Consider the following 25,843-nt stretch of genomic DNA (forward strand, 5'->3'; position numbering starts at 1 on the left):
CGGGTCAGCCGGTCTTGATGCGGAGGAACGTGACCGAGTGGGCCGGGAAGGTGTGGGTGAACTGGCGGCCGACGCCGCGCAGGGTCGACTGCCGGGGCGCGATCGGCTGTTCGTCGGCGGTGTTCACCGCGTCCGGGGCGCCCTGGAGCGTGGTGAGGCGGGCGGTGGACGCCACCTTCCGCGCGCCGAGGTCGATCCGCGTCCGGGCGGCCGCGTCCTGCGCGTTGACGACCTTCACGATCAGCTCGCCGGTCTTCTTGTCCTCCGTCACGACCTGGCGGAAGGGCTCGGCCTTGGCGTCGTCGGTGAAGCCGCCCCACTTCTTGCCGTCGAGGTACAGCGTCACCTGCCGCCCGCGGACCTGCACCTTCAGGTCGTAGCTCCGGCCGGTCTCGATCTTCGTGCCGTCCTCGGTCAGCGTCTGCTTGGCGCCGTCGGTGGTCTTCTCCACGGCCGAGCGGGTGTTGCCCCAGCCGCCGAGGTTCCACCAGTAGTGGTTGCCGGTGTCCTTGACGCCGAAGGCGACCATGAAGCCTTCCTTGCCGGACTTCTTGGTGGCCTTCACGTGCAGGTCGTAGTTCTGCCAGCCGGGGTCGCCCGCGGTGACGAGGGTGTTCTCGGCCGCGGCGTCGGACTGGACGTACGCGCCGTCCTCGACCTGCCACGTGCCGCGCCCGGCCGCCTTGGTCCACTTGCTGTCGCCGCCGGAGAAGTCGTCGCCGAAGAGCGTCTTCCCGTCCGCGCCGGTGACCTGCACGTCGTCGTACGCGGCGCCGGTCGCCCAGGTGGACAGGCCGATCGCGCCGGTGATCGGGGCTGTGGTGGCCGGGGTGCCGGAGGCGGTGCTCGGGACGACGCGGTCGCCGGCGTTGTTCATGAACAGCTTCTGGACCTCGTAGTTCGCCGAGCTCCAGGACTTCTGGCCGTCGAACCAGATCATGTCGGGGCGCCACTGCACGGAGTCGGTGCGGGCGAGCAGCGGGGCGTAGGAGGCGAGCTTGACGACGTCGGCGTTGCGTTCCAGGCCGGTCATGAACGCGGCCTCGGACAGCGCGTTGCCGAAGCGGTTGTCCTGGGAGGCGTACTCGCCGAGGAAGACCTTGGGGCCGCCTCGGTCGTAGGAGTCGTAGCGCTCGTTGTTCTCCAGGAACCACTGCGGGCTGTTGTAGTAGTGCTCGTCGACCATGGCGACCTTGGCGTCACGGTTGAGCTGCCAGGCCCGGTCGAAGGTGGTGCCGCTGTCATCGGGCCCGGAGTTGCTGATGACGGTGACGTCCGGGTACTTGGCCTCGATGGCGGCGCGGAACTCCTTGAAGCGGGCGAAGAACGCGTCGGGGACGTTCTCCTCGTTGCCCACCTCCAGGTGCGTGAGGTGGAAGGGCTTCGGGTGGCCCATCGCGGCCCGCTTCTTGCCCCACTCCGAGGTCACCGGGCCGTTGGCGAATTCGATCAGGTCCAGGGTGTCCTGGACGTGCCGCTTCAGCAGCGCAGGGTCGTCCGTCACCTTGTTCTCGCCGCACCCGGTGACCAGCGCGGGGACCACCGGCAGCGGCATCGCGCCGATGTCCTCGGCGAACTGGAAGTACTCGTAGTAGCCGAGGCCGTAGGACTGGTTGTAGCCCCAGAAGTTGGCGTTGGTGGCGCGCTGCTCGACGGGGCCGACGGTGTCCTTCCACTGGTACGAGCGCCTGCGCTGGTAGCCGGACGCCTCGTCGTACCCCTCGTGGCTGCCGGTGTTGACCAGGCAGCCGCCGGGGAAGCGGACGAAGCCGGGGTGGAGGGCGGCGATCTTCTCGGCGAGGTCCTTGCGCATGCCGTTGGGGCGGTGCTTGAAGGTATCGCCGGGGAAGAGGGAGATCATGTCGAGTGCGACGGGGGCGCCGGAGGCGACGGTGAGCCGGCCGGTGGCGGAGGTCCGGGTGGCGGTGAAGGCCGCCTCGTACTTCGTCCAGCCGCCGCGCGCGGTGACGCGGCGGGCGGCGGCGAGCTCGCCCGAGGCGTCCCGCAGGGTGAGCGTCAGCGGCGCGCCCGCCGCCTCGCCGGTGCGGGCCCAGACCGAGAAGTCGTACCGCTCGCCCTTCCGCACCGCGATGCCGCCGCCGTAGCCGGAGTTGGTGACGGAGGAACTACCGCCCAGGGAGAGGTAGTTGCGGTTGCGCGCGTTCAGCCGGCCGTCGTCGTTCACGACCTTCGCGGTGCCGCTCGTACTCCAGGACGTCAGCGGGGTGTAGGCGGCGTTGTCGGCGCGGTCGTACTCGAAGGAGCGGTTCTGCAGGAGTTCGGCGTACAGACCGCCGTCGGCGGCCCGGTTGATGTCCTCGAAGAAGACGCCGTACATGGTGTCGTCGATGGCCGGGCCCTGGCGGGCGGAGTCGACGTTCAGGGTGTAGTCGGTGACGTCCGCCGCCGCCGGGGAAGCGGCGAGGGCGGGCGCCGCGAGCGCGGCGACCAGGGCTCCGGTGAGGAGGGCGAGGCGGCCGCGTCTTCGCGACCGGGGCCGTGAATTCGCGGATGCGGGAGAGGGTGCCGTGGTGGGCATCGTGCGCTCCTTGACGGACTGTTCGAAGGAACGGGCTGTTCGAGATATCGGACAATGCTCGGGATATCGCCCAGTGAGGATCGCGTCCGACCTGTCGCCCCGTCAACACCTCTGAATGCGCACGCGAAATCCGTGCGGGGACCGTTGACACCGCTCCCGTCGTGGCATTACCTATCTCGCAGCATTTCGAACGTGTGACGAAATTTCGAACGCGAAGCAGCAAGGACACCGCGAGCCGCGAAGGGGCACCTCCCGTGCGCATCACCGGAATCACCACTCATGTCGTCGGGACGCCCTGGCGCAACCTGACCTACGTCCAGGTCCACACCGACGAGGGCCTCACCGGCGTCGGCGAGACCCGCATGCTCGGCCACACCGACGCGCTCCTCGGCTACCTCCGCGAGGCGGAGGCCAACCACATCGCGGGCTCCGACCCGTTCGCCGTGGAGGACCTGGTGCGCCGCATGAAGTACGGCGACTACGGGCGGGCCGGCGAGATCGTGATGTCCGGCATCGCCTGCGTGGAGATGGCCTGCTGGGACATCAAGGGCAAGGCGCTGGGGGTGCCCGTCTGGCAGCTGCTGGGCGGCAAGGTCACCGACAAGGTCAAGGCGTACGCCAACGGCTGGTACACCACCGAGCGCACCCCGGAGGCGTACCACAAGGCCGCCCAGGCGGTCGTCGAGCGCGGCTACCGGGCGCTGAAGATCGACCCGTTCGGCACCGGGCACTTCGAACTCGACCACGAGCAGACCGTGTACGCGGTCTCGCTGATCGAGGCGGTACGCGACGCGATCGGTCCCGAGCGGGAACTGATGCTGGAGATGCACGGCCGGTTCAGCCCGGCCACCGCCGTCCGGCTCGCGCACGAGATGGCGCCCTTCAAGCCCGCCTGGCTGGAGGAGCCGGTACCGCCGGAGAACCTCAAGGCGCTCAGCAAGGTCGCCGCCAAGGTGGACATCCCCGTCGCCACCGGCGAGCGCATCCACGACCGCATCGAGTTCCGCGAGCTGTTCGAGTCGCAGGCCGTCGACATCATCCAGCCCGACGTCGGCCACCTCGGCGGCATCCTGGAGACCCGCAAGCTCGCCGCCACCGCCGAGACCCACTACACACTGATCGCGCCGCACAACGTCGGCGGCTCCGTGCTCACCGCCGCCTCCCTCCAGGTCGCCGGCTGCACCCCGAACTTCAAGATCCTGGAGCACTTCAACGACTTCGCCGACGCGGAGATCAAGAAGGTGGTCAAGGGCGCCCCGCAGGTCGTCGACGGCTACTTCGCGCTGCCCGACGCGCCGGGCCTGGGCGTCGAGCTGGACACCGAAGCGGCCGCCGAATTCCCGCAGCAGCAGGCCCGGTTCGACCTCTGGGCCGAGGGCTGGGAGAAGCGCGCCCCCGCCGGGACGGACCGGTGACCGGCCGCGCGCTCGTCCTGGACGCGCCCGGCGCGTACCGCATCGTCGACGCGGCCCCGGCCGATCCCGGCCCCGGCGAGGCCCGCATCCGGGTGCACGCGTCCGGCGTCTGCGGCAGCGACCGCGAGCTGTACCAGGGCACGCGCCCGGCCGGGTACGTGCGGTACCCGGTGATCCCCGGGCACGAGTGGTCCGGCACGGTCGAGGCGGTCGGCGAGGGCGTACCGGAGGCCCTCATCGGCCGGAAGACCGTCGGCGAGGGCTTCCGCAACTGCCAGGTGTGCGCCCGCTGCCACGCGGGCGAGACGACGCTGTGCACGGCCGGGTACGAGGAGACCGGGTTCACCCAGCCCGGCGCGATGGCCGACACGCTGCTGCTGCCCGCCCGACTGCTGCACCCGCTGGCCGACGGCGCCGACCTCACGGCCGCCGCGCTCCTGGAGCCCGCCGCCTGCGTCGCCGCCGCGGCGCTGAAGGCGGAGGCGCGGCCGGGGGAGCGGGTGGCGGTGGTCGGCACGGGCACGCTCGGCATGATCGCCGTACAGTTCCTGGCCGCGGCATCGCCCGCCGAGCTGCTGGTCGTCGGCATCGGCCGGGACCGGGAGAAGCTCGCGTACGACTTCGGCGCGACGTCCTTCCGTACCGCCGACGAGCCGGCGCCCGACGACTTCGACGTCGTCATCGAGGCCGCGGGCTCCGCCGACGCGGCCCGCACGGCGGCCGGGCTGCTCCGCCGCGGCGGCCGGCTGGTCCTCACCGGCCTCCCGGCGCCGGGCGCGGCCGGCCTGGACCCCACCGACCTGGTGGTGCGCCAGACCGAGGTGCGCACCGTCTTCGGCGCTCCGCCCGCCGCCTGGGCCCACGCCGTACGCGCCTTCGACGCCGGGCTGCTGGACCTGCTGCCGCTGGTCACCCACCGCCTGCCGCTGGAGGGCTTCGCGGAGGCGATGGCGCCCGGCGCCGGGAAGGTACTGCTGCACCCGTAAGCGCGGCCGCTCCGGTCCCCGCCCGGCAGCCGGGCTCACCGGCGTGCTCCGCACCACCATCGGAAGGGAACCCCACCCATGCCCACCCGCAGACGAGCCGCCGCCCTGGCCGCCGTCCTCCTCATCGGCTCGCTCACCGCCTGTGGCCAGGAAGCCCGTGGCGGCAGCCGCTACCGGCCCGAAGCGGGCAAGGGCGGCACCATCGGCCTGGCGATGCCCACCAAGTCCTCCGAGCGGTGGATAGCCGACGGCAAGAACATGGCCGAGCAGTTCCGGAAGGCCGGGTACAAGACCGACCTCCAGTACGGCGACGACAAGGTCGAGAACCAGGTCGCGCAGATCGAGAACATGATCACCAAGGGCCACCGGCTGCTGGTGGTCGCGGCGATCAACGGCTCCGCGCTCACCGAGGTCCTCCAGCGCGCGCACGACGCGGGCATCCGCGTGATCTCGTACGACCGGCTCATCCTGGGCACGCCGTACGTCGACTACTACGCGTCCTTCGACAACGAGAAGGTCGGCCGCCTCCAAGGCCAGTACATACTCGATCAGTTGAAGCTCAAGAAGCCCGACAAGAACGCGGGCGAGCACTACAACATCGAACTGTTCGCCGGCTCGCCGAACGACAACAACACGAAGTACTTCTGGGGCGGGGCCATGAAGGTCCTCAAGCCCTACTTCGACTCCGGCCAGCTCGTCGTGCGCAGCAAGCAGACGCAGATGAACCAGGCGACCACGCAGGACTGGAACGGCGGCATCGCGCAGAAGCGCATGGACGACCTCATCAGCAAGAGCTACGGCGACGAGAAGGTCGACGCGGTCCTCTCGCCCTACGACGGGATGTCGCTGGGCATCATCTCCGCGCTGAAGAGCGCCGGTTACCGCGGCGATGACCTGCCGGTCGTCACAGGCCAGGACGCCGAACTGGCCTCGGTGAAGTCCATCGCCCGGGGCGAGCAGACCCAGACGGTGTTCAAGGACACCCGCAAGCTCGCCAAGCAGGCCGTCCAGATGGGCAACGCGGTGCTCACCGGCAAGAAGCCGGAGGTCAACAACACCAAGGACTACGACAACGGCAAGCGGATCGTCCCGGCCTACCTCCTCGACCCGGTCTCCGTCGACAAGTCCAACACCCGGCTCCTCGTGGACGAGGGGTACTTCACCACGGGACAGCTCAAGTGACGGGCCGTGACGCCACCTCGGCGCGTCCCGTGCTGGAGATGCGCGGCATCACCAAGACCTTTCCCGGCGTCACCGCCCTCTCCGAGGTGACCCTGACCGTGCGGGCCGGCGAGATCCACGCCATCTGCGGGGAGAACGGCGCGGGCAAGTCGACGCTGATGAAGGTCCTCAGCGGGGTGCACCCGCACGGCAGCTACGAGGGCGAGATCCGCTTCGAGGGCGAGCCGGTGGCCTTCAAGGACATCAACGCCAGCGAGCGGCGCGGCATCGTCATCATCCACCAGGAGCTGGCGCTCATCCCCTTCCTGTCGATCGCCGAGAACATCTTCCTCGGCAACGAGCAGGGCCGGCGCGGCATCATCGACTGGCCCACCACCCTCAGCGGCGCCGCCAAGCTGCTCAAGCGGGTCGGGCTGCGCGAGAACCCGCAGACCCCCGTCGCCGACATCGGCGTCGGCAAGCAGCAGCTCGTCGAGATCGCCAAGGCGCTGTCGAAGGAGGTGCGGCTGCTCATCCTCGACGAGCCGACCGCGGCCCTCAACGACGAGGACAGCGCCACCCTGCTGGCCCTGATCCGCGAGCTGCGCGACCAGGGCATCGCCTGCATCATCATCTCCCACAAGCTGAACGAGATCCGGGAGATCGCCGACGCGGTGACGATCCTGCGCGACGGCCGCACCATCGAGACGCTGCCCGTGCGGGAGAGCCCGGAGGCCCAGCCGGAGCTGCCCGAGGACCGCATCATCCGCGGCATGGTCGGGCGCGACCTGGACCACCGCTTCCCCGACCGCACCGCGTACGAGGGCGCGGACGCCGGGGAGATCGCCATGACCGTACGGGAGTGGACCGTGCGGCACCCGGTCGACCGGGCCCGCAAGGTCGTCGACGGCGCGTCGCTGACCGTACGGCGCGGCGAGATCGTCGGCATCGCGGGCCTGATGGGCGCGGGCCGCACCGAACTGGCGATGTCCGTCTTCGGCCGCTCGTACGGGATACACGAGGCCGGGACGGTCACGGTCGGCGGGCGCGAGGTGAACACGGCCACCGTGCCCGCTGCCATCGCCGCCGGGATCGCGTATGTCACCGAGGACCGCAAGCAGTACGGCCTGAACCTCATCGACACCATCCACCGCAACGTCTCGCTGGTCTCGCTGCGCGGCATGACGCGCCGGGGCGCCGTGGACGAACACCACGAGCGGTCCGTCGCCGAGCGCTACCGCACCTCGATGAACATCAAGGCGCCCACGGTCTTCGAGCAGGTGGGGCGGCTCTCCGGCGGCAACCAGCAGAAGGTCGTGCTCAGCAAGTGGATCCACGCCGACCCCGAGGTGCTGATCCTCGACGAGCCGACCCGCGGCATCGACGTCGGCGCCAAGTACGAGATCTACACCGTCATCGACCGGCTCGCGGCACAGGGCAAGGCGGTCCTCTTCATCTCCTCCGAACTGCCGGAGCTGCTCGGGATGTGCGACCGGATCTACACCATGGCCGAGGGCCGGCTGACCGGTGAGGTCGCCCGGGCGGACGCCACCCAGGAAGTCCTGATGCGCCAGATGACCAAGAACAGAAGCTGAGGCCCGCCATGACCACCACGACCACCCCGCCCACGGACTCCGACCCCGCGGTCCCGGCCACCGTCCGGTCGGCCGGCGCGGTGCTGCTGCAGAGCGTGCGGAACAACATGCGCCAGTACGGCATGCTCACCGCGCTGGCCTTCATCGTCGTGCTGTTCCAGATATGGACCGACGGCACGCTGCTGCTGCCGAACAACGTCTCCAACCTGATCCAGCAGAACAGCTACATCCTGATCCTGGCCATGGGCATGATGATCGTCATCATCGCGGGCCACATCGACCTGTCCGTCGGCTCACTGGTCGCCTTCGTCGGCGCCATGTCGGCGGTGATGATGGTCGAACAGAAGATGCCCTGGGTGCTCGCGCTGGTGATCTCGCTGCTGATCGGCGCGGTCGCGGGCGCGTGGCAGGGATTCTTCATCGCCTACGTCGGCATCCCCTCCTTCATCGTCACGCTGGCCGGCATGCTGCTCTTCCGCGGCCTGACGCAGATCGTCCTCGGCGGCCAGTCCCTCGCCCCGTTCCCCGAGGGCTTCCAGGGCCTCGCCAAGGGCTTCATCCCGGAGATGGGCCCGTACACCCAGTACCACAACCCCACCCTCGTCATCGGCCTGGTCACCGTGGTGTTCCTGCTGCTGCGCGAGTGGCGGGACCGGCGCCGCCAGCTCGCCCTGGACCTCGACGTGCTGCCGACCGGGCTGTGGGCCACGAAGTGCGTCGCGCTCACGGCGGCCGTCGTCGCCTTCACGCTGACCCTGGCGAGCTTCCACGGCGTGCCCGTGGTGATGCTCGTGATGTGCGCACTGCTCCTCGCCCTCGGCTACGTCATGCGCAACGCCGTGGTCGGCCGCCATGTGTACGCGCTGGGCGGCAACAAGGCGGCGGCGAAGCTGTCGGGCGTGAAGGACAAGCGCGTCACCTTCCTGGTGTTCGTGAACATGGGCGTACTGGCGGCGCTTGCGGGCTGCGTGTACGCGGCGCGGCTGAACGCGGGCACCACGCAGGCCGGCCTGAACTTCGAACTGGAGGCGATCGCCGCCTCGTTCATCGGCGGCGCCTCGATGAGCGGCGGCGTCGGCACGGTCATGGGTGCCATGATCGGCGGCCTCGTGCTCGGCGTCCTGAACAACGGCATGTCGCTCGTCGGTATCGGCACGGACTACCAGCAGGTCATCAAGGGCCTGGTGCTGCTCGCCGCCGTCGGCTTCGACATCTACAACAAGCGCAAGGCCGGTTCCTGATGGCCCAGGAGCCCGACCACACGAGGAGAGCGCGCATGACGACCAGCAGACGTACCGTGATGGCCGCGGCGGCGGCCGGACTGGCGGCGACCGCCGTCGGCGCCGGACCGGCCGCCGCCGCGGCGCCCGCCGCACGAGGCGGCCGCCCGCGCAAGGAACACTTCGGCACCCTCCCGGACGGCACCCGCGTCGACCGCTGGACCGTGGAGAACGGCGCCACCCGGCTGGGCGTGCTGTCCTACGGCGGCATCGTCCAGACCCTGGAGCTTCCCGACCGCCACGGCCGCCGGGCCAATGTGTCGCTCGGCTTCGGCGAACTCGCCCCCTACCTCACCGCCGGAACGTACTTCGGCGCCCTCATCGGCCGGTACGGCAACCGCATCGCCCGCGGCACCTTCACCCTCGACGGCCGGACGTACCAGCTGCCGGTCAACGACGGCCCGAACAGCCTGCACGGCGGCGACAAGGGCTTCGACAAGCGGGTGTGGGACGTCGAGCCGTACGTCGGCGGGGACGGCACCGGTCTCACCCTGCGGCGCGTCAGTCCGGACGGTGAGATGGGCTACCCCGGCACCCTGGCCGTCCGCGTCGACTACGTCCTCGACCGCCGCGGCGACCTGCGCATCGCGTACGAGGCCACGACGGACCGGGCCACCGTCGTCAACCTCACCAACCACACCTACTTCAACCTGGCGGGCGAGGGCAGCGGCGACGTCCTTGGCCACACCCTGCGGATCGCGGCCTCCCGGTACACGCCCGTCGACGACACACTGATCCCGACCGGCGCGCTGCCGAAGGTCGCGGGCACGCCCTTCGACTTCCGGCGGGCCAAGCCGATCGGCCAGGACATCCGCCAGGGCGATCAGCAGCTCGCCTTCGGCGGCGGCTACGACCACAACTTCGCGCTGGACAAGGGTGTGACGGCCACTCCCGAGCACGCGGTGACCCTGGCCCACCCGGCGTCCGGCCGCGTCATGGACATCGCCACCACCGAACCCGGCGTGCAGTTCTACAGCGGCAACGGGCTGGACGGGGCCCTGCGCGGCACCTCGGGCGCGCTCTACCGGCAGGGCGACGGCCTCTGCCTGGAGACCCAGCACTTCCCCGACTCGCCGAACCGGCCGTCCTTCCCGGCCACCGTGCTGCGCCCGGGGCAGACCTACCGGACGACGACCGTGCACCACTTCGGGGTGCGCTGAGGTGCGCTGAGACGGGGGCCATCGGGGAGAATGGCAGTTCGACGCGGGCGCGGCAGCGAGCCGCGCCCGTCCCCATGGCAGGAGAACGAACCGGATGCCCCCAGCCGACCTCAAGGCGGACTGCGCACAGTGCTTCGGCCTGTGCTGCGTCGCGCTGCCCTTCGCCGCGTCGAACGACTTCGCGGTGGACAAGGACGCCGGGACACCCTGCGCCAACCTCCGGGCCGACTTCCGCTGCGGCATCCACGCACAGCTGCGTGACAAGGGCTTCCGCGGCTGTACGGTCTTCGACTGCTTCGGCGCCGGGCAGCAGGTCTCGCAGGTGACCTTCGGAGGACAGGACTGGCGGCAGGCCCCGGGCACCGCCCGCCGGATGTTCGCCGTCTTCCCCGTGATGCGGCAGCTGCACGAACTGCTCGCGTACGTGACCGAGGCGCTGGACCGGCCCGAGGCGCGGCCCGTGCACGACGGGCTCCGCACGGCGCTGGCGGACCTGGAACGGCTCACGCTCAGCCCCGCCGACGTACTGGCGGAGCTGGACACCGAGGCGGTCCGCCAGGAGGTCAACGGGCTGCTCGTACAGGCCGGGGAGCTGGTACGGAACGCCGTACCCGGCAAGAAGCGGAACCACCGCGGCGCCGACCTCTTCGGCGCCCGGCTGCCGGGCGCGAACCTCAAGGGCGCCGGCCTGCGCGGCGCCTGTCTGGTGGCCGCCGACCTCACCGGCGCCGACCTGCGCTCGGCCGACCTGATAGGCGCGGACCTCCGGGACGCGGACCTCAGCGGCGCCGACCTGACCGGCGCCGTCTTCCTCACCCAGGCGCAGCTGAACGCGGCCAAGGGAGACGCGCGGACCGTACTGCCCGCCTCACTCGCCCGCCCCGCACACTGGCAGGGGTAGGCCGGTCCGGCGGGCCGGGCCTCAGGCCGTCAGCGCCGGCGCCGGGCACCGCAGCGTCTCCGCGTACCGCAGCGCCAGCAGGTGCGCCAGCTCCGGCGCCGGGCCCAGCACGTCGGCGAGCAGCTCGGCGCCCGCCTCCCGCGCCCCGGCCTCGATGCGGTCCGGCAGCCGGCCCGGCGCGATGACGTACGGCGCGACGGCGACCCGCGCGGCGCCCGCGGCCCGCAGTTCCCGCACGGCGTCCTCCGTACGGGGAAGGGATGCGGAGGCGAACGCAGGCCGCACGGCACACCAACCACTGGTGAGCCGCCACTCCCGCGCGATTTCAGCGATCACTGCGATCGCCTCCGGGTCTGAAGAGCCCGCCGAGGCCAGTACGACCCCGGTCGAGGCACGGTCGGCGGGGGCGAGCCCCGCCTCGGTGAGCCGCCGCTCCAGCGCGCCCATCAGCAGCGGCGCCGGACCGAGTACAGCCGCCTGCTGGACGGTCAGCCGGGGCAGCCGCGCGCAGGCCTCGCGCAGCACCGAGGGGATGTCGGTCTTGGCGTGGAAGGCGCGGTTGAGCAGCAGCGGCTGCGCCACCACCTCCCGTACGCCGTCCGCGTGCAGCCGCTCCAGCACCTGCGGCACGCTCGGCGCGTTGAAGTCCAGATAGCCGACCTCGACGCGCAGCTCCGGGTGGAGCGCCCGGACCCGCTCGCACAGCGCGCCGACGGTCGCCGCGTGCCGCGGGTCCCGGCTGCCGTGCGCGACGACCAGCAGCGCCGGCCGTTCGCGCAGCCCGCACCGCCCGGCGGCCGAGGCGGTGCCGGGGGTGGGGGCGAGCAGGTGGGGGCGCATGGCGGTTCCGTTCGGCGGGGGCGTCAGCGGGCGTTGGGGAGCAGTCCGCGGCTGCGCAGCACGCGGCGCTCGACGGGGGCGAAGATCAGCAGCTCGATGCCGATGCCGACGACCAGGATGAGCAGGATCGCGGCGAGCACGAGGGACATGTCCGAGCCGACCCGGCCCTGGTCCAGCAGCTGGCCCAGGCCCGCGCCCAGGTCCGGCGAGGTGGCGATCAGCTCGGCGGCCATCAGCGAGCGCCAGGAGAACGCCCAGCCCTGCTTGAGCCCCGAGAGGTACCCGGGCAGCGCGGCGGGCAGCAGCACGTGCCGTACGCCCCGCATCCCGGTCGCGCCGATCGTGCGGCCCGCGCGCAGGAAGAGCGGCGGGATCTGGTCCACGCCCGAGATCAGGCCGTTGGCGATGGAGGGCACGGCTCCCAGCAGCACGACCGCGTAGATCGTGGCATCGGTGATGCCGAACCAGATGATCGCGGCGGGCACCCAGGCCACCGACGGCAGCGACTGCAGGCCGGAGAGGATCGGGCCGATCGCCGCGCGCACCGGGCGGACCCGGGCCACCAGCAGGCCCAGCGGCGTGCCGATGACCAGCGAGGCGGCGAAGCCGAGCGCGCCGCGCGAGACGGACTGCCATACGTAGCCGAGGAGCGTGCCCTCCAGCCACTTCTCCCGCACCGAACCCCATACGTCCACGGGACTGGGCAGCTGGTAGTGCGGCTTGACCTCGAAGTGGTAGGCGAGCTGCCACAGGGCCAGCACGATCAGGACGGCGACGACGGGTGGCACGACCTTGGAGAGCAGCGTGCGCAGCACGGGCGGGCGGCTGACGACCTTCGTCTCCAGCGCGTCCAGCCCGGCCTCCAGGCCCGCGGTCTCGGCCCCGCGCGCGCCCGCCGCCTTGGCGTCGGCCGGGTTGCGGGTGTCGGTGGTGGTCTCAGTGCTGGCCATGGCGGCGGATCTCCCCACGGAGCTGTTCGGTGATCTCTACGGAGAGCTCGGCGACGGCGACGTCCTCGATGCGGCGCGGCTGCGGAATGTCCACGGTCCACTCCCGGGCGATCCGCCCGGGCCGCGAGGACAGCAGTACGACGCGCTGCGCGAGCCGTACGGCCTCGCGGACGTTGTGCGTGACGAAGAGGACGGAGAGGTTCGTCTCTTCCCAGATGCGGGTCAGCTCGTCGTGCAGCACGTCACGGGTGATGGCGTCCAGCGCGGCGAACGGCTCGTCCATCAGCAGCAGCCCGCTGTCCTGGGCGAGCGCGCGGGCCATCGCGACCCGCTGCCGCATGCCGCCGGACAGCTCGTGCACCCGCTTGCCGTACGCGCCCTTCAGCCGTACCAGCTCCAGCAGCCGTTCGGCCTCGTCGCGGCGGTCGGCGCGCGGCAACCCGCGCAGCTTCAGCGCCAGTTCGATGTTCTTGCCGGCGGTGAGCCAGGGGAAGAGCGCGTGCTCCTGGAACATCAGGGCGGGGCGGCTGCCGGGCACGTCGATGGTCCCGGCGGTCGGCCGGTCGAGCCCGGCGACGAGGTTGAGCAGCGTGGACTTGCCGCAGCCCGACGCGCCCAGGAGGCAGACGAACTCGCCCGGCGCGACATCGACCGTGATGTCGTCCAGTACGTGCTGCTGCGCGCCGGGGCGGCCGAAGGACTTCGAGACGTGGTCGATACGCGCCGCGTAGGACGTCGTCGCGTCCATGCCGGCCGTGGCGGCCTGCTGGCTGAGGGTAGGGGTCGTCATCGGTGTCACCTCCTGGGAACCGTGCGGATCGATCGGTTACTGCGCGCCGAGTCCGGCGGCGCCGACCGGGGGCCTGCCCTCGCCCTTGAGGACCTTGTTGAGCAGCCGCAGGTCGTAGATGCCGTGCAGGTCGGGCTTCTTGAGCAGCCCGGACGTGACCGCGTGCTGCGCCTCGTCCTTGAGGGTGGAGGCCAGCGGGTCGTCGGTGACCTCGACGTTACGGAAGGCGGAGTTGAGCACCTTGTCCGGCAGCCGGGTGCCGGACACCTTGGGGTCGGCGAGCGAGGCGTTGACCGCCTGGGCGGCCTCGCCCGGGTGGCCCTTGATCCAGTCGTTGGTCTTCACGGAGCCGCGCAGGACCGCCTCGACGGCCTTGGGGTGCTCCTTGAGGAACTTCTGGGAGACGATCATGTTCGTGATGACGAACTTGCCGTCCTTCCAGACCTGCTTCTCGTCCAGCAGCGTGCGGCCGCCCTCGGCAACCAGCTTGGACGCGGTCGGCTCGGGCACCCACGCGCCGTCCACGCCGCCCTGCCGGAAGGTGTTCGGGATCTCCTTGTTGTCCTGCCGGAGGACCCCGACCTCGCCCTTCCCGGTGTCCGGGTCGACCTGGTAACCCTTCTCGTGCAGGTAGTTCAGGAGCGCGACGTCCTGGGTGTTGCCGAGCTGCGGGGTGGCGATCCGCTTGCCCTTCAGGTCCTTCAGGGACTTGATCTTCTTCGGGTTCACCACGAGCGAGACGCCGCCGGAGGACGAGCCGCCGATGATCTTCAGGTTCTTGCCGTGCGACTGCACGTACCCGTTGATCGCGGGCGACGGGCCGATCCAGCCGATGTCGATGGTCCCCGAGTTCAGCGCCTCGATCTCCGACGGACCCGCGTTGAAGATGTACGGCTTGACCTGCGTGCCGCCCAGTTCCTTCTGGACGAAGCCCTTCTGCCGGTCCACCATCGGCGTCGCGTGCGTGACGTTCCCGAAGTACCCGATCCGTACCGAGCCCAGGCCGTCGGTCTTCGGGCCCTTCGCGGCCACCGGCTTGGTGCTCTTGGGTGCCTTGGACCCGTAACCGCAGGCCCCCAGCACTCCGATCAGCAGGGGCACGGTGGCGGCGGCCGCCAGCAGGCGGCGGGCGGGGCGTCGGGGGCGAGCGGCAGGCAGCACGGGAGGGGTTCCTCTCGGTGGGCCGGGGCGGTACGCGCCCTCGTCTAGGGCGCGCCCGGCAGGTCAGGTGATCTTCGGAAGGGTTCTGCGGGCAGGGCGGAGCGGAGCGGGGTCAGCGCACACATCGGCCGACTCCGCCCTGCCCGCTGCCGAGGGCGCCGCTGCCGATCCGGCCGCCCTCCTTCGCGAAGGTCGAGAACGCTTCCCCTGCCATGATCAGAAGTCCCAGTCCGCGTCGTCGTCCTGCTGGGCGCGCGCCGCCTCGGCGTCCTCGGCGAACGCCGTACCGGCCATGCCGGCGGTCAGCGTGGTGCCGTCGGACGGGTCGATGAGCAGGAAGGAGCCGGTACGCCGGGAGTCGGCGTAGGCGTCCACCGGCAGCGGCTCGGCGGTGCGGACCTTGATCCGGCCGATGTCGTTGGCGGCCAGCTCGCCCGGCGCCGGGTGCTGGGACAGGTCGTCCAGCGTGAGCCGGGAGCGGATCTCCTTGACGATGGCCTTGACCGTGCGGGTGGTGTGCTTGAGCAGCACCCGCTGGCCCTCGACCAGCGGCCGGTCCGCCACGTGGCAGATGGTCGCCTCGATGTCCTGCGAGACGGCGGGGGCCGCGGCGGTCGGGGCGATCAGGTCGCCGCGCGAGATGTCCAGGTCGTCGGCGAGCCGTACGGTCACCGACTGCGGGGCCCAGGCCACGTCCACGGACTCGCCCAGCGCGTCGATGCCCTCGATGGTGGACGTGGCGCCCGAGGGCAGCACGGTCACCTGGTCGCCGACGCGCAGGACGCCGGAGGCGATCTGGCCCGCGTAGCCGCGGTAGTCGGGGTGCTCGGCGGTCTGCGGGCGGATGACGTACTGCACCGGGAAGCGCGCCGGGTCCTCGGACGGGTCGGTGACGACCGGCACCGTCTCCAGGTGCTCCAGGACGGTCGGGCCGCCGTACCAGTCCATGTTGGCGGACGGCGTCACGACGTTGTCACCGGCCAGCGCCGAGATCGGGATCGCGGTGATCTCCGGGACGCCCAGCGAGGCGGCGTACTTCGTGAACTCCTCGGCGATGGCCGCGAAGACCGACTCCTGGTAGTCCACCAGGTCCATCTTGTTCACGGCCAGCACCACGTGCGGGACGCGCAGCAGCGCGGCGACGGCCGCGTGCCGGCGGGTCTGCTCGACGACGCCGTTGCGGGCGTCGACCAGCACCACGGCCAGCTCGGCGGTGGAGGCGCCGGTGACCATGTTGCGGGTGTACTGCACGTGGCCCGGGGTGTCGGCGAGGATGAACCGCCGCCGGGGCGTGGCGAAGTAGCGGTAGGCGACATCGATGGTGATGCCCTGCTCGCGCTCGGCCCGCAGCCCGTCGGTCAGCAGCGCCAGGTCCGGCGTCTCCTGCCCGCGGCCCAGCGACGCGCGCTCCACGGCCTCCAGCTGGTCGGCCAGTACCGACTTGGAGTCGTGCAGCAGCCGCCCGACCAGGGTGGACTTGCCGTCGTCCACCGAACCGGCGGTGGCGAACCGCAGCAGCGAGGTCGCGCCGGCGTCGATGACGCCGTCAGTAACAGTGCTCATGGTTAGAAGTACCCCTCGCGCTTACGGTCCTCCATGGCGGCCTCGGACATCTTGTCGTCGGCCCGCGTGGCGCCCCGCTCGGTGAGCCGGGAGGCGGCGATCTCCGCGATCACGGCGTCGTTGTCGGCCGCGTCGGAGTCGACGGCGCCGGTGCAGGACATGTCGCCGACGGTGCGGTAGCGCACCAGCCGCTTCTCGACCCGCTCGCCCTCCTTGGGGCCGCCCCACTCGCCCGGCGCCAGCCACATGCCGTCGCGGGCGAAGACCTCGCGCTCGTGCGCGTAGTAGATCGCGGGCAGCTCGATCTTCTCGCGGCCGATGTACTGCCACACGTCCAGCTCGGTCCAGTTGGAGAGCGGGAAGACCCGGACGTGCTCACCGGGGGAGTGCTTGCCGTTGTACAGCTGCCACAGCTCGGGGCGCTGCCGGCGCGGGTCCCAGCCGCCGAACTCGGTCCGCAGGGAGAAGACGCGCTCCTTGGCGCGGGCCTTCTCCTCGTCCCGGCGGCCGCCGCCGAAGACCGCGTCGTAGCGGCCCTTGTCGATGGCGTCCAGCAGCGGGACGGTCTGCAGCGGGTTGCGGGTGCCGTCCGGGCGCTCGCGCAGCTCACCGCGGTCGATGAAGTCCTGTACGGAGGCGACGTGCAGCCGCAGCCCGTGCCGCTCGACCGTGCGGTCGCGGTACTCCAGGACCTCCGGGAAGTTGTGGCCGGTGTCCACGTGCAGCAGGGAGAACGGCACCTGCGCCGGCGCGAACGCCTTCAGCGCCAGGTGCAGCATGACGATGGAGTCCTTGCCGCCCGAGAAGAGGATCACCGGGCGCTCGAACTCGCCCGCCACCTCGCGGAAGATGTGGACCGCCTCCGACTCCAGCGCGTCCAGGTGGGACAGCGCGTACGGAGAGTCGTCGCCCTCCGGGGTCGGGCCGGTACCGGTGATGGCCGTTGCCGTCGTCATGCCAGTCCCCTTTCGGTGAGCAGCGCGTGCAGCGCCGCCGCGGACTCCTGCACGGTCTGGGTGTGCGACTCGATCCGCAGATCGGGCGACTCGGGAGCCTCGTACGGGTCGTCGACGCCGGTCAGCCCGGAGATCTCGCCCGCCGCCTGCTTGGCGTACAGGCCCTTCACATCGCGCTCGGAGCACACCTCGACGGGCGTCGCCACATGCACTTCGATGTACGCGGTGCCCTCGGTCTGGTGGCGCTTGCGCACCGCCTCCCGGCTGTCCGCGTACGGCGCGATCACCGGCACCAGTGCCTTGACGCCGTTGCTGGCCAGCAGCTCGGCGACGAAGCCGATGCGCTGGACGTTGGTGTGCCGGTCCTCCCGGCTGAAGCCGAGGCCCGCGGAGAGGAACTCCCGGATCTCGTCGCCGTCGAGCACCTCGACGCGGTGGCCCTCGCCGCGCAGCTTCCCGGCCAGTTCGTGCGCGATGGTCGTCTTGCCCGCGCTCGGCAGACCGGTCAGCCAGATCGTGGCGCCCGTCATGGATATCTCCTGAGTGTCCGTCATCGTGCGTACCGCGCTATCCGTGCAGTCCGCACTCGGTCTTGTTGCTGCCGGCCCAGCGGCCGGCCCTGGCGTCCTCGCCCGCCAGCACGCGCCGCGTGCAGGGGGCGCAGCCGACCGAGGCGTAGCCGTCCTGGAGCAGCGGGTTGGTGAGCACGCCGTGCTCGTTGACGTAGGCGTCCACGTCGGCCTGCGTCCACTTCGCGATCGGCGAGACCTTCACCTTCCGCCGCTTGGGGTCCCAGCCGACGACCGGGGTGTTCGCCCGGGTGGGCGACTCGTCCCGGCGCAGGCCCGTCGCCCACGCGTCGTACGCGGTCAGGCCCTCTTCGAGCGGCTTGACCTTGCGCAGCGCGCAGCATAGGTCGGGGTTGCGGTCGTGCAGCTTCGGCCCGTGCTCGGCGTCCTGCTCGGCCACCGTCTGACGCGGCGTCAGGGTGATGACGTTGACGTCCATCACCGCGGCGACCGCGTCACGGGTGCCGAGGGTCTCCGGGAAGTGGTAGCCGGTGTCCAGGAAGACCACCTCCACGCCGGGGAAGGCGCGCGAGGCCAGGTGCGCGACGACCGCGTCCTCCATCGAGGAGGTGACGCAGAAGCGCGGCCCGAAGGTCTCGGCGGCCCACTTGAGGATCTCCAGTGCCGAGGCGTCCTCCAGGTCGCGGCCCGCCTGCTCGGCGAGCGCCTGAAGGTCGGCTCCGGTGGTAGCGGTGGTCACGACTCACCTCCGTCGGAAGGGGACTTGCCGGTGACGCCCTGGGTCAGCAGACCCAGGAACTTCAGCCGGAAAGCACGGCTGCAGGACCGGCATTCCCAGGCCCCATGGCCTTCTTCCGAAGGCCGCAGGTCCTCGTCCCCGCAGTACGGGCAGAAGAACGGCGCGGCGCGCTCACTCACTTCAACGCACCCTCTTCGGCGCGGGCCGCCCACTGGGCGAACCGCTCGCCGTCGGTGCGCTCCGCCTCGAAGTTGCGCAGCACCCGCTCGACGTAGTCGGGGAGCTCGTCGGCGGTGACCTTCAGGCCGCGGACCTTGCGGCCGAAGCCGGCCTCCAGGGCCAGCGCGCCGCCCAGGTGCACCTGGTAGCCCTCGACCTGGTTGCCGTCGTCGTCCAGGACCAGCTGGCCCTTGAGACCGATGTCCGCGGTCTGGATACGGGCGCAGGCGTTCGGGCAGCCGTTGAGGTTGATGGTGACGGGCTCCTGGAACTCCGGCATCCGGCGCTCCAGCTCGTCGATGAGGGACGCGCCGCGGCCCTTCGTCTCGACGATGGCGAGCTTGCAGAACTCGATGCCGGTGCAGGCCATCGTGCCGCGCCGGAACGGCGAGGGCTTGACCTGGAAGTCCAGCGCCTCCAGGCCGGCGACCAGCGAGTCGACCTGGTCCTCGGCCACGTCGAGGATGATCATCTTCTGCTCGACGGTGGTGTTCAGCCGGTCCGAGCCGTGCTCGCCGGCCAGCTCGGCGATCTTGGTGAGGGTCTTGCCGTCGACGCGGCCGACGCGCGGTGCGAAGCCCACGTAGAAGCGGCCGTCCTGCTGCCGGTGCACGCCGATGTGGTCGCGCCACTTCGAGGACGGCGCCTCGGGCGCCGGGCCGTCGATCAGCTTGCGCTGGAGGTACTCGTCCTCCAGCACCTGCCGGAACTTCGCCACGCCCCAGTCGGCGACCAGGAACTTCAGGCGGGCGCGGTTGCGCAGCCGCCGGTAGCCGTAGTCACGGAAGATGCCGACGACACCGGCCCACACGTCCGCGACCTCGTCCAGCGGCACCCAGGTGCCCACGCGCTGGGCGAGCTTGGGGTTGGTGGACAGGCCGCCGCCGACCCAGAGGTCGAAGCCGGGGCCGTGCTCCGGGTGGTTGACGCCGACGAACGCCACGTCGTTGATCTCGTGGACCACATCCTGGACAGGGGATCCCGAGATCGCGGTCTTGAACTTGCGCGGCAGGTTGGAGAACTCCTTGCTGCCGATGTAGCGCTCGTGGATCTCGTCCACGGCCGGGGTGCCGTCGATGATCTCGTCGGCGGCGATGCCGGCCACCGGGGAGCCGATGATCACGCGCGGGCAGTCGCCGCACGCCTCGGTCGTGGACAGCCCGACGCTCTCCAGCTTCTCCCAGATCGCGGGGACGTCCTCGATGCGGATCCAGTGCAGCTGGATGTTCTGCCGGTCGGTGATGTCCGCGGTGCCGCGGGCGTACTGCTCGGAGACCTCGCCGATGGCGCGCAGCTGCGGAACGGTCAGCCGGCCGCCGTCCACCCGCACGCGCAGCATGAAGTACTTGTCGTCCAGCTCCTCCGGCTCCAGGACCGCGGTCTTGCCGCCGTCGATGCCGGGCTTGCGCTGGGTGTAGAGGCCCCACCAGCGCATTCGTCCGCGCAGGTCGTTGGGGTCGATCGAGTCGAAGCCGCGCTTGGAGTAGATCGTCTCAATGCGTGTCCGCACATTGAGACCGTCGTCGTCCTTCTTGAACTGCTCGTTGCCGTTGAGCGGAGTGAAGTGACCAACGGCCCACTGGCCCTCACCGCGGTGGCGTCCGGCCTTGCGGCGGGTCGTGGCGGGGCGTTCCGGAGTGGCGGCCATGGTGATACGTCCTTCTCGGCGGCTGCAGGGGATGCGGTTTCAGGCAGGGGTGCACCCACTGTGACCTGCGAAGACGTGCCGGATCGCGACGCGTGGCAGCGCGCCTTGGCATGACTTGCCGGATCAGGGGTGGCCGCACGTCCGCGACGATGGGGACGGCGGGAAAGTCGGTGGAGCTGGGTGCTGTCAGGGGCTACGGGTCTTGGGTCGCCGACCCCTGTGGGTACAGCGTCAGCGCGCCTGACAGATGGCGCTGGACACGCGCGCAAGGTCGACGTGGCGCCGACTCACCAAGGCAATTCCAGCTCGAGACATGACGGAAGCGTGTCACGACGGTCTTGGACCAGTCCACCGTCGTCCGAAATATGGACGAGGATGTCTCGTAGAGCGAGACGATGTGTCGCCGGTCACGTTCCGCTTCGGGTGGCCGGCGACCAGGGTGCCGTGCGAAGGGGGACCTTGGAGCCTATGTCCGGACCCCGGTCAGGCGCCCGGCCACGGGCCCGGCGCCGCCGCCTCGGGCTCCTCCGTCACGGTCGTGTCGTACACCCGGAACCCGCGGCGCTGGTAGTTGGCCATCGCATACTCGCCGTCCTTGCTGCAGGTGTGCACCCACACCCGCTTCGTCCGCTCGCACTCCGGCCGGCGATCGGCCAGGTCCCAGGCGCGCGCGATGCCGTACGAGAGCAGGTGGCCGCCGATCCGCCGGCCGCGGAACGCCGGGATCAGGCCGAAGTAGACGATCTCCACCGACGCGTCCGGCCGGGCCTGCAGCTCGATGAACCCGGCCGGCGTCCCCCGCTCGTACGCCACCCAGGTCTCCGTGCCCGGCCGCGCGAGGTGCTCCCGCCACTCCGCGTACGTCCACGGCAGCCGGTCCGTCCAGGTCACGTCCCCGCCCACCGCCGTGTACAGGAACCGGCTGAACTCGGGCAGCGGCGTCCCGGACAGGACGATCCGTACCTCCTGCCCCGCGGGCGGCTCGGCGGCGGGCACGAGGTCCGCCGGGGAGGTCTGCTCCAGGTACCAGGTGGTGACAGTCTCGGTCATGGCCGTCACCCAATCATGCGGCGCGACGGCCCGGGTCTCCGGTACCGGCTCACGCCCGGGCCGCGACCACCGCGGGGGCCGTGGAGTGGGGGAGCAGGTCGGCGGCGCGGGGCGGGCGTCGGAGGTCGAGGTGGACCTCGTCGGCGAAGCGGTACGGGCGGTGCGCGAGGACGCAGCCGAGGGTGCGGCGCAGCCGGGAGAGTTCCGCGCGGACCGTCGCCGTGCGGCGGGCGTCGCCGAAGAGGTCGCGGGCCAGCTGCGCCGACGTGCGGCCCTCTGGGTGGACGGCGAGGGTGAAGAGCAGCTCGGCGTGGCGCGGGCTCAGCTCGTGCGTCCAGCTGCCGGCCGGGCCGCCCACCGTCACCGTCCAGCCGGCCCGGCCGCTGAGGTCCAGCACCACCCGGCTCGGCGCGGGGCCCGGCGGCCCGTCCTCCCCGATCCGTACCAGCCAGCCGCCCGGCAGCGGCTCCAGCGCGCAGGCGCCGTACCGCGGCAGCCACAGCGGCCCTGCCTGCGGCGACCTGGGCAGCGCGATCCGCGTGGGCGGCGCCGTGCCGGTGGCCGCTGCCGTCCAGCCGTCCCGGTCCACCGCCAGCGCCCGCCCGCCGAGCCGGGCGAGCAGCGGCGCGGCGCTCGTCCGCAGCCGGTCCAGCGCGGCCAGGTGCGCGGTGCGCTGCTCGCACTCGGCGAGCCGGGCGACCGCCGAGACCAGCGAGAGCGTGGTGGGGTGGAAGGAGTGCGCCGGGCCGCTGAGGTCCACCACGCCCAGCAGCCGCCCGTCGCGCGGGTCGTGCAACGGCGCCCCGGCACACGTCCACTGGTGGTGGGTACTGACATAGTGCTCGGCGGAGTGCACGAGGACGGGCTCGCGGGTCACCAGAGCGGTCCCGATGCCGTTCGTGCCGACCACGTCCTCCGTCCATGTCGCGCCCGGTTCAAATCCGTGCCGGTCGGCCATCCGGCGCACCGGCGCCGCGCCCTCGCGCCACAGCACCCGGCCCTCGGCGTCGCTGACCACCAGGATCTGCTGCGCGGCGTCCGCGGCCGGGAGGAGGTGGGCGTGCAGTACCGGCAGCAGCCGCAGCAGCTGTGAGCGGTGCCGGCGCTCCTCCAGCTCGGCCAGCGACAGCGGCCGCGCGCGGCGGTCCCGGTCCGGGTCGAGGCCGGTGCCGATGACGCGCCGCCAGGATTCTCCGATCACGCTACGGGGGCCGTCGGGCGGTTCGTCCCCCGCGAGGGTGGCCTCCCGTACGGAAGCGAGCCGGCGGGCCGCTTCCCGGGAGTCCAGCGCCGCTGCCAGGACGGGGGTCCGGGTCCTGTCGTGGTGCCGTGTGCTCAACGTCGCTCCGCTTGTGCTGTTTTGGTGAATCGCCGCGGCCCATCGTGCCGGGGCCGGAGCCCGGCGGAGTGCGGAATCGGCAGATCCGTTGCAACGTCGTGCAACGGTTGCCGCTCCCGATATGACCGGAAAGGCTGGGCGCGAGCCGTTTCCGTACGCCGGGGGCCGGGCCTCCGTACCGGGCCCGCCCGCGCAACGGCCGGCCACCCCCCGCCGGAAGCGGTGCCGAGTCGGCGCGGCACCGCTTCCGCGCGGCGGCCGCCGGGCCCGGTCCCCGTACGCGGCGCCACGTCATGGGCCGTTGCCGCCCCGCCGGATACGGTGGCGAGGTGCAGCCAGCGAACGAACCAGCCGAGCACCCCACGGGCCGTCTGCACAGGGCTCGCGTCCTGTACCGCCATGTATCCAAACGACGCCTCGGGTGGCTGCTGCTCAAGGACACCGTGCATTCCTGCGTGGAGTACCGCGTCACCGGCCTCGCCGCCGAAGCCGCCTTCTTCTGCCTGCTCTCGCTGCCCCCGCTGTTCCTCGGTCTCCTCGGGCTGCTGGGCTATCTGGAGCCGTGGATCGGCCACGACACGATCGACACCATCCGGCAGAACATCCTCACCGCGTCCGCGACCGTGCTGTCCGACAAGGGCGTCGACGAGATCGCCCGGCCGCTGCTGGACGACATCTTCCGCGGCGGCCGCCCCGACGTCATCTCCCTCGGCTTCGCCATCGCCCTGTGGTCGGGCTCCCGCGCCCTGAACGTCTTCGTCGACACCATCACGATCATGTACGGCCTGGAGGGCAAGCGCGGCATCGTCGCCACCCGCCTGCTGGCGTTCTTCCTCTACCTCGTCGCCCTCGTGCTCGGCGCGATCGCGCTGCCCCTGATGGTCGCGGGCCCGGACACCGTCGTCCATCTGCTGCCGTCCAGCGAGGACGTCATCAGGGCGCTGTACTGGCCGGTCGTCCTGCTGGTCTCGGTCGCCTTCCTGACCACGCTGTACCACGTGTCCGTACCGGTCCGCTCGCCCTGGCAGGAGGACATCCCCGGCGCGGTGGTCGCGCTCGCGATGTGGCTGCTGGGCAGCCTGCTGCTGCGCGTCTACCTCGCCTCGACGGTCGAGGGCCCGACGATCTACGGCTCGCTCGCCGCGCCCGTCGCGGTCCTGCTGTGGATCGGCGTCTCGGCCTTCGCGGTGCTGGTCGGCGCGGCGGTCAACGCGGCGCTGGACCGGGTCTGGCCCTCGCTCGCCACCGCGGCCGGCCGCGCGGAGCGCGAGGCGCGCCGCCGCGCGGAGGCCGAACCGCTGCGCGCCGCCCGGGAGGAGGCCGAGCGGGCGAACGAACTGGAGGACGGGGGCGGGGAAGTGGGCGACGGCGTGGGCGGTACCGAGGTCGGGGGCGGTACCGCTGACGGACCGGCTGCCGGGCCGGAGCAGGGGCCGGGGCCGGGGCCGGAGCCGGAACCGGGGCCGAAGAAGGAGGAGTGACGGCGCGCGGCGCTCCCGGGGCGGTTCACCGCCGCTCGGGCACGGCGCCGAGGGCGCCTCACCGCCGCTCGCCGAACACCCGCCGGTACGCGCCGGGCGTGGTGCCCAGCGCCGCGCGGAACCGGCGCCGCAGATTGACCGCCGAGGAGAGCCCGACCCGCGCGGCGACCGCCTCCACCGCGAGGTCGGTCTCCTCCAGCAGCACCCGCGCCGCGTCGATGCGCCGGGCCAGCAGCCACTGCCCGGGGCTGACGCCGAGCTGCTCGGCGAACCGGCGCGCGAGCGTCCGCTCCGACAGCCCGGCCCGCTCGGCCAGCCGGGCCACGCTCAGCCCGCCGTCCAGCCGGCTCAGCGCCCACTCCAGTACCGGTGCCAGCGACGCGTCCGCGCGGGCCGGGGCCGCGGGCTCCGCCGCGTACTGCAGCTGGCTGCCCTCCCGGTGCGGCGGCAGCACCATGCTGCGGGCGATCGCGGCGGCGTACGCGGCGCCGCGGTCCTGACGGACGAGGTGCAGGCACAGGTCGATGCCGGCGCCGCTGCCCGCGCTGGTCGCCACGTCCCCGTGGTCCACGTACAGCACGTCCGCCTCGACCCGTACGGCCGGGAACTCGGCGGCCAGCCGCGCGGTGCGCCGCCAGTGCGTGGTCGCGCTGCGGCCGTCCAGCAGCCCGGCCTGGGCCAGCGCGAACGCGCCGCTGCAGATGCTCGCGATCCGCGCGCCCCTGCGGTGCGCCGCCCGCAGCGCATCACGCACGGCGGGGGAGGCGGGCACGCCGGTCGGCAGCCAGCCCGGTACGAGCACGGTGTCGGCGTTTTCCAGCGCGCCGAGCCCGGCCTCGACGAGCATCGTGTACCCGGCGGTGGTGCGCAGCGGCCCCGGGCGCTCGGCGCAGACGGAGAAGTCGTAGGGCGGGGCTGTGCCGTCCCGGGGCGCGCCGAACACCTCGGCGGCACCGGCGAGTTCGAAGGCGCCTTGCGGCTCGCGCAGCAGGGCCACGACGCGGTGCGGGGTCATGACAGAAAAGTACCCGACGATGTCTTTCCTGACTCTCCTCCGGTGCTGCGCTTCCGGCAAGGCTTGAGCCATGAGCGAGCAGAGCGAAGCGCAAGAGCTGAAGACCGTGCTGCACATCGACGACGCGGAGACACAGGAAGTCGGCCCCGGCATCGTGCGGCGCCGGCTGCAGCGGACCGAGTACGCCCGCGGCTGGCTGATCGACTTCGCGCCGGGCGCGGAGTGGCCCGTGGTGGACCACCACGCCGCCGAGGAGCGGTACTACGTGCTGAGCGGGGAGGTCATCGAGGGCGAGGAGCGCCACGGGCCGGGCGCCTACGTGGTGTTCGCGCCGGGCAGCAGCCACCGGCCACGCACGGAGGTGGGAGCGCAGATCCTTGGGATCACCGTCCGGGCACCCCGATGAATGCGGTGGGGGGGGGGGGGGGGGGGGGGAGGGGGGGGGGGAAGGGGGGGGGGGGGGGGGGGGGGGGGGGGGGGAGCGATAACCCCCCTTTCAGGGGGGTGGTGAGAGGAGGACGAGGA

24 protein-coding genes are annotated in these 25,843 nt (G+C 71.7%); 9 read left to right on the plus strand and 15 right to left on the minus strand.

Annotated features, from left to right (window positions below):
• Positions 1 to 4: 4 nt before the first annotated feature.
• Positions 5 to 2,539 (minus strand): alpha-L-arabinofuranosidase C-terminal domain-containing protein, encoded by a 2,535-nt coding sequence (locus ACZ4MH_RS05710; RefSeq protein WP_351598767.1) that lies wholly within the window; start codon positions 2,537 to 2,539, stop codon positions 5 to 7.
• Between the two features lie 254 nt (positions 2,540 to 2,793).
• On the opposite strand from ACZ4MH_RS05710, the gene ACZ4MH_RS05715 reads away from it, so the two are divergent.
• The 7 genes from ACZ4MH_RS05715 to ACZ4MH_RS05745 all read left to right on the plus strand — a co-directional run bounded on the left by ACZ4MH_RS05715 (position 2,794) and on the right by ACZ4MH_RS05745 (position 11,037).
• On the plus strand, positions 2,794 to 3,954 hold the full coding sequence (locus tag ACZ4MH_RS05715) for a mandelate racemase/muconate lactonizing enzyme family protein (RefSeq protein WP_351598769.1): 1,161 nt from the start codon (positions 2,794 to 2,796) through the stop codon (positions 3,952 to 3,954).
• Positions 3,951 to 4,940: a zinc-dependent alcohol dehydrogenase gene (locus tag ACZ4MH_RS05720; protein ID WP_467754163.1), complete on the plus strand. Its 990-nt coding sequence runs from the start codon at positions 3,951 to 3,953 to the stop codon at positions 4,938 to 4,940. Before ACZ4MH_RS05715 ends, ACZ4MH_RS05720 begins: the two co-directional genes overlap by 4 nt.
• Positions 4,941 to 5,018: 78 nt before the next feature.
• Positions 5,019 to 6,122 (plus strand): multiple monosaccharide ABC transporter substrate-binding protein, encoded by a 1,104-nt coding sequence (gene chvE / locus ACZ4MH_RS05725; RefSeq protein WP_351598316.1) that lies wholly within the window; start codon positions 5,019 to 5,021, stop codon positions 6,120 to 6,122.
• A gap of 38 nt (positions 6,123 to 6,160) precedes the next feature.
• A complete protein-coding gene (mmsA, locus tag ACZ4MH_RS05730; RefSeq protein ID WP_351598326.1) occupies positions 6,161 to 7,696 on the plus strand; it encodes a multiple monosaccharide ABC transporter ATP-binding protein in 1,536 nt (511 codons plus the stop codon).
• Positions 7,697 to 7,704: 8 nt separating this feature from the next.
• A complete protein-coding gene (mmsB, locus tag ACZ4MH_RS05735) occupies positions 7,705 to 8,937 on the plus strand; it encodes a multiple monosaccharide ABC transporter permease (RefSeq protein WP_351598313.1) in 1,233 nt (410 codons plus the stop codon).
• Positions 8,938 to 8,972: 35 nt separating this feature from the next.
• Positions 8,973 to 10,136 (plus strand): aldose epimerase family protein, encoded by a 1,164-nt coding sequence (locus tag ACZ4MH_RS05740; protein ID WP_351598310.1) that lies wholly within the window; start codon positions 8,973 to 8,975, stop codon positions 10,134 to 10,136.
• Positions 10,137 to 10,230: 94 nt separating this feature from the next.
• Positions 10,231 to 11,037 carry a pentapeptide repeat-containing protein gene (locus tag ACZ4MH_RS05745; protein ID WP_351598307.1) on the plus strand — a complete coding sequence of 269 codons (807 nt, stop codon included), beginning with the start codon at positions 10,231 to 10,233 and terminating at the stop codon, positions 11,035 to 11,037.
• A gap of 21 nt (positions 11,038 to 11,058) precedes the next feature.
• Here ACZ4MH_RS05745 and ACZ4MH_RS05750 read toward each other — a convergent pair whose 3' ends face one another.
• The 13 genes from ACZ4MH_RS05750 to ACZ4MH_RS05810 form a co-directional block, all read right to left on the minus strand.
• Positions 11,059 to 11,817: a sirohydrochlorin chelatase gene (locus ACZ4MH_RS05750; protein ID WP_351598323.1), complete on the minus strand. Its 759-nt coding sequence runs from the start codon at positions 11,815 to 11,817 to the stop codon at positions 11,059 to 11,061.
• Between the two features lie 83 nt (positions 11,818 to 11,900).
• Positions 11,901 to 12,827, minus strand: coding sequence for an ABC transporter permease (locus ACZ4MH_RS05755; protein WP_351598305.1), 927 nt, complete (start codon positions 12,825 to 12,827; stop codon positions 11,901 to 11,903).
• Entirely contained in the window at positions 12,814 to 13,617 is an 804-nt protein-coding gene (locus ACZ4MH_RS05760; protein ID WP_351598302.1) for an ABC transporter ATP-binding protein, read from the minus strand. Before ACZ4MH_RS05760 ends, ACZ4MH_RS05755 begins: the two co-directional genes overlap by 14 nt.
• A 36-nt stretch (positions 13,618 to 13,653) precedes the next feature.
• Positions 13,654 to 14,775, minus strand: coding sequence for an aliphatic sulfonate ABC transporter substrate-binding protein (locus tag ACZ4MH_RS05765; protein WP_467754206.1), 1,122 nt, complete (start codon positions 14,773 to 14,775; stop codon positions 13,654 to 13,656).
• 219 nt (positions 14,776 to 14,994) lie between these two features.
• Positions 14,995 to 16,341 (minus strand): sulfate adenylyltransferase subunit 1, encoded by a 1,347-nt coding sequence (locus ACZ4MH_RS05770; protein ID WP_351598296.1) that lies wholly within the window; start codon positions 16,339 to 16,341, stop codon positions 14,995 to 14,997.
• A gap of 2 nt (positions 16,342 to 16,343) precedes the next feature.
• Complete coding sequence (gene cysD, locus ACZ4MH_RS05775) at positions 16,344 to 17,297, minus strand: sulfate adenylyltransferase subunit CysD (protein WP_351598293.1); 954 nt, start codon at positions 17,295 to 17,297, stop codon at positions 16,344 to 16,346.
• Positions 17,294 to 17,851, minus strand: coding sequence for an adenylyl-sulfate kinase (cysC, locus tag ACZ4MH_RS05780; RefSeq protein ID WP_351598290.1), 558 nt, complete (start codon positions 17,849 to 17,851; stop codon positions 17,294 to 17,296). Before cysC ends, cysD begins: the two co-directional genes overlap by 4 nt.
• Before the next feature lie 13 nt (positions 17,852 to 17,864).
• The gene (locus tag ACZ4MH_RS05785; protein WP_351598287.1) at positions 17,865 to 18,566 is read right to left on the minus strand and encodes a phosphoadenylyl-sulfate reductase; all 702 of its coding nucleotides are present in this window, start codon (positions 18,564 to 18,566) and stop codon (positions 17,865 to 17,867) included.
• A complete protein-coding gene (locus tag ACZ4MH_RS05790) occupies positions 18,563 to 18,745 on the minus strand; it encodes an eL43 family ribosomal protein (protein ID WP_351598284.1) in 183 nt (60 codons plus the stop codon). The genes ACZ4MH_RS05785 and ACZ4MH_RS05790 overlap by 4 nt, the downstream gene beginning before the upstream one ends.
• Complete coding sequence (locus ACZ4MH_RS05795) at positions 18,742 to 20,433, minus strand: nitrite/sulfite reductase (protein WP_351598281.1); 1,692 nt, start codon at positions 20,431 to 20,433, stop codon at positions 18,742 to 18,744. Before ACZ4MH_RS05795 ends, ACZ4MH_RS05790 begins: the two co-directional genes overlap by 4 nt.
• Positions 20,434 to 20,664: 231 nt before the next feature.
• Positions 20,665 to 20,748, minus strand: a complete 84-nt coding sequence (locus tag ACZ4MH_RS05800; protein WP_351598321.1) for a putative leader peptide — start codon at positions 20,746 to 20,748, stop codon at positions 20,665 to 20,667.
• A 168-nt stretch (positions 20,749 to 20,916) separates the two neighbouring features.
• The gene (locus ACZ4MH_RS05805) at positions 20,917 to 21,483 is read right to left on the minus strand and encodes a GNAT family N-acetyltransferase (protein ID WP_351598279.1); all 567 of its coding nucleotides are present in this window, start codon (positions 21,481 to 21,483) and stop codon (positions 20,917 to 20,919) included.
• 49 nt (positions 21,484 to 21,532) lie between these two features.
• The gene (locus tag ACZ4MH_RS05810; RefSeq protein ID WP_351598276.1) at positions 21,533 to 22,822 is read right to left on the minus strand and encodes a GAF domain-containing protein; all 1,290 of its coding nucleotides are present in this window, start codon (positions 22,820 to 22,822) and stop codon (positions 21,533 to 21,535) included.
• Between the two features lie 329 nt (positions 22,823 to 23,151).
• Between ACZ4MH_RS05810 and ACZ4MH_RS05815 the strand changes: the two genes are divergently transcribed.
• Complete coding sequence (locus tag ACZ4MH_RS05815) at positions 23,152 to 24,303, plus strand: YihY/virulence factor BrkB family protein (RefSeq protein ID WP_351598273.1); 1,152 nt, start codon at positions 23,152 to 23,154, stop codon at positions 24,301 to 24,303.
• Positions 24,304 to 24,361: 58 nt separating this feature from the next.
• Here ACZ4MH_RS05815 and ACZ4MH_RS05820 read toward each other — a convergent pair whose 3' ends face one another.
• A complete protein-coding gene (locus ACZ4MH_RS05820; protein WP_351598271.1) occupies positions 24,362 to 25,318 on the minus strand; it encodes a GlxA family transcriptional regulator in 957 nt (318 codons plus the stop codon).
• Positions 25,319 to 25,388: 70 nt separating this feature from the next.
• On the opposite strand from ACZ4MH_RS05820, the gene ACZ4MH_RS05825 reads away from it, so the two are divergent.
• Entirely contained in the window at positions 25,389 to 25,724 is a 336-nt protein-coding gene (locus tag ACZ4MH_RS05825) for a cupin domain-containing protein (RefSeq protein ID WP_351598268.1), read from the plus strand.
• The last annotated feature ends 119 nt before the right edge of the window (positions 25,725 to 25,843 follow it).

It is taken from the genome of Streptomyces sp. NPDC026301 (assembly GCF_055567935.1).